This is a genomic window from Ideonella sp. P3_A4, assembly GCF_056403075.1.
Genome location: NZ_JBFUGE010000695.1, coordinates 1 through 2,954 on the forward strand (window position 1 = coordinate 1; position 2,954 = coordinate 2,954).

Genomic DNA, 2,954 nt, shown 5'->3' on the forward strand with positions numbered 1-2,954 from the left:
GTCGCTGACCGGCCATCCAGCAGCCCGGTCTTGCCGAGCACGAAAACCCCGTTGCAGACCGACATGACAAGGTCCGCGTCGGCCGCCACCTGGCGTATCCAGCCCAGCATRGCTTCGCTGGGCTCGGCCTGGGCCGGGATCACGACGACGTTGGGCTTCGGCGCGGTGGCGAAGCTGTGGTTCGCGACGAGGCGCAGCCCGCCCGACGCGGTCAGCGGCTCGGTCGATTCGGCGACGGTGTACAGCCGAAACGGCTTGACGGTGTCGAAGACCTCCCACGGGCCGGCGAAGTCGATCGCAACCGCGCCGGGCCCCACGACGAAGGCGACCTGGATCTCGCCGTTGGCGGGCACTGGCAACGGTGGCGGTGGGCGGGCCGCAGCTGGTGCGGCGCCTGTCGCGACAGCCGCCGTGCTGCCCACTGCCAGGCTCGCCGCGACGGCGAGGATGTCTCTTCTTTTCATGGCCGGGCTGAATGTCGAAAGCGGTGCATCTTAGAAGCACGCTGCGCGGCAGCAAGGACGTTGATCCCTGGTTTCCTGCCAATCTGTCATTCGTCTTTCAGCGACTGCACAAAGGTGCGGATCGCTTGGGCTGCATCGATGGGCGCGACCTGCAGCAGGAAATGCGGTCCGACCAGTTCGATGACCTGGGCGGTCGGCTTCAGCGTCGTCACCAGGCGCGACGCCGCGGCAGGCACCACGCGGTCTTGCGACGCGCGCAGGCACAGCGTCGGCACGTTCACCTGCAGCCACGTGGCGCAGACATCGACCGACAGCACGGCGCCCAGCCGTGCCCGTATCGCGGCCGGTGACACCGGGGCCAAGGCCTGGGCCAAAGCCGACCGCCAGGCGGTATTCGCGGCCCGTCCCAACAGGAACCAGGCGAGCCCGCGCAGCGGCATGGCCTTCACCGGCAGCCACCCCAGCAGCGGCTTCAGCCAGGACAGCCAAGGTTGCGGGTTGCGCACGAAGCTGCAGCACAGCACCAGGCCCTTCAAACCCACCGGCGCTTCGGCCGCCAGCATCACGCCGATCGGGCCCGAGAACGATTCGCCGAGCAGCACATAAGGCCGGTCTTTCGGCAGCATGGCGCGCACCATCGACACCAGGTCCGAATAGCCGGCGGGGCGGTCGACCGGGTAGCGCACGACCGTCAGCGGGAAGCCACTGCCGAGCGCCGCGATCACGGGAGCGAACAACTCGCCGGTCCCGTCCAGGCCGGGCAAGAGCACCAGGCTGATTCCGGACCGGGTGGGTGTCGCGGCGTCAGCGTTGCTCATCGTGTTCTCAGGTCACGCGGTGTGCTGCCAGCGCAAGCCCTGCGGCAGCTCGGGCGGGCCGAACAGGAAGTGCAGCACGCGGCGCAGGCTGTGGCCGCTGGCCTTGGACGAGGCGTGCAGCAGCAGCGGGCGCAGCAACAGTGCGTCACCCTGGCGGGCTTCGCAGATGACCTCGGTCGATTGCGCTCGCAGCCGCGACGCTTCTTCGTCGGCCAACAGGCCGAGCCGGTGGCTGCCGGGCAGCACGCGTAGGGGCCCATCGACCGCGCTGCAATCGTCCAGGTGCAGCCGCACGGCGACCAACTGCTCCAGCACCGCCACCGGCGCCTGCACGAAGAGGCTGCCTTCCTTCTCGGACCAGCCTCGCCAGCCGGGTGCATCCACGCGCGCCGCGACCGGGATGCTCTGATCCTGGTGGACGGGCACCAGCCAGTTGCGAGTGCTCGACTTCTCGAAGTAGGTGCACTGCACCGCGACTGCGCCCTCGGGCAGATGCGGGGCGACGCGGGCATGCCCGCGCAGCCGCTGCGCCAGCGCGGCGCACCAAGCCTGCGGCAGCAGGCAACGCGTGCCGGCGCTGTCGCCACCGCGCAAGGCCAGGCCCTGCGCGATGGCCTGGCATTCGGGCGGCGGCAGTGCCTCGGCCACCGCGACAAAGCCGTCGAGGCTGAAGCGGTCAGGGGATGGGCTCATTCAATCAGCGGACGCAGGTAGGGGCTGCACGCGAGCACGATCGATGCGAACAGGTGGGCCGGGCCGGAGGGGACGACGCCAGATGGGCGCCGGCGCAGCAACGGCGGCGCCACCATGCTGACCACGACGCCGAGCAGGAAGAACATCAACAGCCCGGGCACCGCTTCCAGGCCGAACCACGCGCCGGCCATCGCGAAGGTCTTGAAGTCGCCATAGCCGATCACGAAGGCGCCCGTCACCCGCTTGATCGTCAGCGCCAGCAACCAAGGTCCCACAAACGCCACCGCCGCACCATAGACATGCTCGGTCGCCTGGCCGGCATGGGTGTGGAACAGCAGGCCGATCCACAAGGTGGTCAGCACGACCTTGTCGGGCAGCAGGCTGTGCTTCAGGTTGATGACCGTCAACAGCAGCAGCGCCCAGAAATACAGCGACCAAGCCGCACCGGTGGGCGAGAAGCCGTGGCGCACCATCACCAGAGCACCCAGCATCAGGCCGGCGCCGACGATCCACATCGATTCGGTCAGCGACAACGAGAAGCGGTCCGCGCCGTCCTGCAGCGTGAGCTTGGCCTTCAGATCGGCCTCGACGTCTTCGTTCCACTGCCGTTCCATGTCAGCGGGCAGGCGCTTGGCCAGCGGCAGCAGCAACAAGGCGGTGGCCAGCGCGAAGGCGATGACACCTGCAATTTCCTGGATCGACAGCGGCATGAGTTGAGAGGTGTGGGTGGCCAACGCGGGCAAGAAGGGCACTGTGCCCGGCGCTGGCGCGGCGAGTCAACCGCCGCTGAATGCTGATCGCGTAGTCTTCACGCTTGGCTCGGTGCGCGACGGGCACGACGCTGCTCGAGCCATTCGAAGACGCCCATGCCCGCCAGCATCGCCAACACGAAGACGAAGGCCTTGGCCTGGCCGGTCCCGAGTGCCACCAGCGCAGGGCCCGGGCACAGGCCGGCCAGCCCCCAGCCGATGCCGAAGAG

General features: G+C 68.8%; 5 protein-coding genes. All 5 read right to left on the bottom strand.

What is annotated here, in order from left to right; translation table 11 throughout:
- Window positions 1–353, bottom strand: a 353-nt coding sequence (locus AC1DYI_RS31275; RefSeq protein ID WP_477208010.1) for a DJ-1/PfpI family protein, incomplete at its 3' end; no start/stop codon positions are given.
- A gap of 197 nt (window positions 354–550) precedes the next feature.
- Window positions 551–1,282 carry an alpha/beta fold hydrolase gene (locus AC1DYI_RS31280; protein WP_477208011.1) on the bottom strand — a complete coding sequence of 244 codons (732 nt, stop codon included), beginning with the start codon at window positions 1,280–1,282 and terminating at the stop codon, window positions 551–553.
- Window positions 1,283–1,294: 12 nt separating this feature from the next.
- Window positions 1,295–1,975 (bottom strand): phytanoyl-CoA dioxygenase family protein, encoded by a 681-nt coding sequence (locus AC1DYI_RS31285; protein WP_477208012.1) that lies wholly within the window; start codon window positions 1,973–1,975, stop codon window positions 1,295–1,297.
- Window positions 1,972–2,685 (bottom strand): prepilin peptidase, encoded by a 714-nt coding sequence (locus AC1DYI_RS31290; protein ID WP_477208013.1) that lies wholly within the window; start codon window positions 2,683–2,685, stop codon window positions 1,972–1,974. The genes AC1DYI_RS31285 and AC1DYI_RS31290 overlap by 4 nt, the downstream gene beginning before the upstream one ends.
- Window positions 2,686–2,783: 98 nt before the next feature.
- On the bottom strand, window positions 2,784–2,954 hold a 171-nt coding region (locus AC1DYI_RS31295), incomplete at its 5' end, for a DUF6691 family protein (protein WP_477208014.1).

Coding starts and splice junctions, on each gene's coding strand:
- AC1DYI_RS31280 (WP_477208011.1), bottom strand. CDS start 1,282: ATGAGCAACGCTGACGCCGCGACACCCACCCGGTCCGGAATCAGCCTG.
- AC1DYI_RS31285 (WP_477208012.1), bottom strand. CDS start 1,975: ATGAGCCCATCCCCTGACCGCTTCAGCCTCGACGGCTTTGTCGCGGTG.
- AC1DYI_RS31290 (WP_477208013.1), bottom strand. CDS start 2,685: ATGCCGCTGTCGATCCAGGAAATTGCAGGTGTCATCGCCTTCGCGCTG.